This window comes from Microseira sp. BLCC-F43 (assembly GCF_041929235.1).
GTDB lineage: Bacteria > Cyanobacteriota > Cyanobacteriia > Cyanobacteriales > Aerosakkonemataceae > Microseira.
Genome location: NZ_JBHFNP010000164.1, coordinates 1 through 4,248, shown reverse-complemented (window position 1 = coordinate 4,248; position 4,248 = coordinate 1). Strand labels below are relative to the sequence as shown.

Genomic DNA, 4,248 nt, shown 5'->3' with positions numbered 1-4,248 from the left:
TCGTTACCTCTCAATGTAGCTACAGCGGAGAATTTGGGATTGAATAACTCAGTACCTGGATTGACTACATCAGATTGGTTGGTAAACTGGACTTTACTCAAGTTTAAGCTTTGCATGATCTCCTGTTTTTAATCTTGATTTGTATTTCTTGACTAATCAGTCATCTGTTCTAGTAGCAAAGCATTGCTGTATTCCTACAGCGTGGTCTATTTTACCTGATAATCGCGATTCGGTCTATTGGGCTTAACCCTCAGCTGCTTCTGCCTGCTTTAACTGCTGCTGACTAAATTGACACTCCCCCACTTAAAAGATGGGGGATTCTTGGTTCAACGAGCGATCTTGCAAGAGACTTGTTGCCAAGTGCGAGACCACAACTCGACCATAAACTTTGCCCAAATACTTCAACCACTGGGTGAACTGCGACCCTTGCAGCATCGCATCCCCCCCAACCCCCCTGATTAAGGGGGGTGCCTCAGGCGGGGGGATGGTTCCTAACCATGTTCTTCACTTGCAGTTTCTCTACCGCCACAAAATCGTTATATTTTACTACGCACAACGCCGTTTTAATGGCGAAGTCTTTACGCTGGCGGGAAACTTTTAGATGCTTCCGTCCTAGTAAACCAATTGCTTTTTTGCGGTTGTTAGAACCTTTTTTCCTTTTGGAAATGCGGCGCTGCAACCGCTGATGGAGCTTTTTCGGACTGAAGCAGGTGACGGGTATTTTCTACCTGATGACCTTGAGAATCGGTGTAGAAAGCTGATATTCCAACATCCAACCCAATTGTTTTACCAGTTGGTTTTATATCGACATTCCGCTCTGCCTCAATGGCGAATTGAACGTAATATCCATCGCTGCGTCGGATTATCCTGACGCGCTTAATTTGGTCGATTTGATAATAGTGCAAATCGTAATTGCCGATGAGTTTAAGAGAGCCTACATCATTCTTGTCGGTGAAGTTGATATGTTTACGGTCTTTTGACAACTTCCATCCCGTTTGCTTATATACAACAAAGCGATTATTTTTCTGAAATTTTGGATAGCCTTTTTTGCCCGGATGTCCAGACTTGCAGTTGTCGTAAAAACGTTGAATTGAACAGGATGCTCGTTCGGTAGCCGCAAGTCTAGCTTGAGAGTTTAGAAAACTAGCAAATTCAAATTCCTTGGCTAAGATGGCACTTAACTTGCTTAGCAAGAGACAATTTGACGCCACGAGTCCATCCAAAACCTAATTGCTTTATTGTCGGGTAGGAAGGCATACGTCGCCGTATCCCTCCCCCCTTTGAACCGGACTTGACAGTTTCCCATCATCGGCTATTGCCTCCTGAACTTCAGAACGTTTTCCACTGTGTACGTGCTTGTGGCAGTTGAGGTGTAAGTGGACTAAATTGTCTTCCTGATTGAAACCTTTGTCTTTCACTTGCACTTTATGGTGGACGTGTAGCTTCTCTCCATTGAACAGGTGTTCGCCGCATACTGGGCATTTCCAATCTTGGTTCTGGGCTACTTTAAATAGCTTTGCACCTTTGGCAAAGTATGTTTTACCGTAGTTAGTTCTACGTTTGTCCCAGTATTCTGTTAGGCTGGGGTGATCTGGGGAGGCCGTTCCTTTGATTTTGACGTGGCGGGTTATTGGTAGGTCACCCAGTTTTGTTAGGTAATGGTTTTTCCTTTTCCCATTTCTGTCGTTGACTACTGCGTGAAAGTTCCATTTCCTGTCGTTAACAGTGATAAAGTACTTTCTGGCTCCCCACTTTTTCCCCTTGTTTGGGTGTCTGCTTAGTGTCCATTTCCAGATTGCCTGAAAAATTTGATGGTCAACATAGCTAAACACCTTGCTGCTAACCCCATGTTTGTAGTAGTTTCCCCATCCCCTAATGCGGGGATTTAAGTATTGGATGACTGCTTCTGGGCTGGCGTGTTTATTGTTTTTAAGCCATTCCCTTATTTCTCTAAGGAATAGTTTGACTTTTTCCTTTTGAGGTTTTACTAGGCAGCTTCCCTGGAAGTGACGGACATTGACCCCTAAGAAATTAAATCCTTGTTCTACATGAACGATTTTAGTTTTGTCCTCGTTTAATTCCAGTCCTCTTGTTTTGAGGAGTTCCTTTACCGAGGGAATTATTTCCTCAATATCCTCTTTTGTCTCGGCGGTGATGATGAAATCGTCGGCGTACCTGACGAATCCGTATTTAGGCGCTCTGGGTGAAAAGTTCTTCCCTTGCCTTTTTTTGAATTGGCTTAGAAATTGTTCAATTCCATCCAGCGCTATGTTAGCCAGTCGGGGTGATATAATCCCCCCCTGGGGTGTTCCGCTTTCCGTTTCATGGAAGATCTCGGCTTCTACATAACCTGCTTTCAACCACTGTTTAATCAACTCTCTACCTGGTATTTCTCCAATTGCTTTGAGTATGAAGTCGTGGCTGATGTTATCGAATGCGCCCTTGATATCTGCGTCTAATACCCACCTGTCGTTGCCTTGTTTATTGAGGGGCACCCAGGTGTGTTGTATGGCATCATGACAGCTTCTACCAGGTCCCAAACCGTAGCTGCTGCCCTCCATTCGGGCAGGTCCCAACTAGGCTCCAGTGCATTCAGTACTACTGTATGGGATTTTTGACTGTTGGAATCCCTAATGGTCTTTGTTTTCCGTTAGCTTTTGGAATGTATACCCTTCTGGGGTGCGTGAGCTTTCCACAGGGTGTGTTCCTTCATTTCTTTGAGGAGTTTTACCCTTTCTGCGGGGGTGGTTGCCGTCTGACCGTCGATGCCATTAGTCCTCTTCCCCTGGTTTTCTTGGGTTACCCTTCCCACGGACAACAGTAGGTTGGAGTAGCTTCTTATCGTCAGCTTCATAAGGCTACGAACCTTATTCCACTGACCGTTTTGGGTTGAGCGATAAATTCTCTGTCTTAGGTTTCTAATCCGTTTGTTAACGAGTTTCCAGTTGATGGATTCCCATTTTTCTAGCGGTTCCTTCGCTTTGATGTCATTGCTGACCCTATCTTTCACTTTGGTTCAATTCCTTTACGCGAGATTTATCGTTGAAGACCCGCCAGAAGTCTGCCATCTTTCGATGTGGGGCAAATTTTGAACCCCTATTCCAGGCATTACCCTTAACTTGCGCTTTCTCTGGCATCCTTTACCCCCTCAGTAATTCCGTCTCCCTTGCGGTTGACGAACTTGAGTTATCGACCTTAGCTCAAGAACCAGTGGGGTTTACCGTGTTTCGCGTGTGCCACTTATGGTTAGTTTGGGTTCCATCTATACTCCGGCAGGGATTTTGCTCATTCATCGTTAACATCCGTAATTTAACGACCTACCTGCTTACCTTTTGGTTAGGCGTGTCAACTCATTTCGCCTATGTCAATTTACGAAGCTTATGATGATTCACTTTCGTTAACCCTTACTAACCTTCCCCTTGCAGAATATATCAACTGACTTGTCCGTATGTTCTGCTTTTGTGCCTTGCATTCCTTTGGATTTCATTACTTAATTTCAAAGTAGGCGGGGTACAAGACCCTTTTACATGGGAATAGAGAGAATGAGTTCTCTAGAGGAAGTATTTCCTCGGTGAATAGCGCTGATGCGCCTACACGCGACTTTCACGTCTCACGCGGATGAATTGAAATGTACGAATGGCTGAGTCTATTTTCCGATACTGCTCGCTTTTCCCTTTAACTTTGAATTCCTAGACAATCATGACTTTTTCCCCAATCGAACCGACTTGATTATATAGGTGCTTACGACTGTTCTCCCTAAACACAAAACTTAACTATTTGACGGCGGTTAAAACCGCCGAGTCGCATTTCATCCACCGTGATTCACGGTGGATGAAATGCTCCCGAACTATTGAGGTAAATCTGTCTTAAACTCGTTTAAGTTGGGATTCAGTTCCAGGGCTTTTTGAAAGTAAACTGCGGCAGTGACTAAATCTCCGGCTTTTTTGCGAGCCTGACCTAATTTGCCATTCAATTGTGCATAATAAGCTTGTTGCTTTGGGGAGAGCTTCCCTTGGGCATGGAGTGCATTACCTAAATTGACATCAGCTTCTAGGCAATTGGGCTGCAATTCCAAAGCTTTTTGATAGCAGGTTATTGCTTGGGACCACTTGCCTTGTTGTTCCAGGTTGTAGCCCAGGTTATTGTAAATCGTTACCGCATCGGGGCGGAGTGCGATCGCTCGCTGGTATGCTGTCTCTGCTTCTGGTAATTGCCCTTGAGCTTGACGCAAATTGCCCAAACTGAACC

Annotated in this window: 5 protein-coding genes; all 5 read right to left on the bottom strand. The window is 44.8% G+C overall.

The genetic code is table 11. The features are described 5' to 3' along the window. Positions 1 to 472 precede the first annotated feature (472 nt). Complete coding sequence (locus ACE1CM_RS23115; protein ID WP_374880756.1) at positions 473 to 679, bottom strand: transposase; 207 nt, start codon at positions 677 to 679, stop codon at positions 473 to 475. Continuing rightward, entirely contained in the window at positions 642 to 1,193 is a 552-nt protein-coding gene (locus ACE1CM_RS23110) for an RNA-guided endonuclease InsQ/TnpB family protein (protein WP_374880755.1), read from the bottom strand. The genes ACE1CM_RS23115 and ACE1CM_RS23110 overlap by 38 nt, the downstream gene beginning before the upstream one ends. 42 nt (positions 1,194 to 1,235) lie before the next feature. Then, the gene (locus ACE1CM_RS23105) at positions 1,236 to 2,561 is read right to left on the bottom strand and encodes a reverse transcriptase domain-containing protein (protein WP_374880753.1); all 1,326 of its coding nucleotides are present in this window, start codon (positions 2,559 to 2,561) and stop codon (positions 1,236 to 1,238) included. A gap of 89 nt (positions 2,562 to 2,650) precedes the next feature. Further along, positions 2,651 to 3,010 (bottom strand): reverse transcriptase N-terminal domain-containing protein, encoded by a 360-nt coding sequence (locus ACE1CM_RS23100; RefSeq protein WP_374880751.1) that lies wholly within the window; start codon positions 3,008 to 3,010, stop codon positions 2,651 to 2,653. An 837-nt stretch (positions 3,011 to 3,847) separates the two neighbouring features. Next, positions 3,848 to 4,248, bottom strand: a 401-nt coding sequence (locus ACE1CM_RS23095; protein WP_374880749.1) for a tetratricopeptide repeat protein, incomplete at its 5' end; no start/stop codon positions are given.

Bases quoted from the DNA above. Each gene is read 5' to 3' on its own strand.
- ACE1CM_RS23105 (WP_374880753.1), bottom strand. From the start codon at position 2,561: ATGGAGGGCAGCAGCTACGGTTTGGGACCTGGTAGAAGCTGTCATGAT.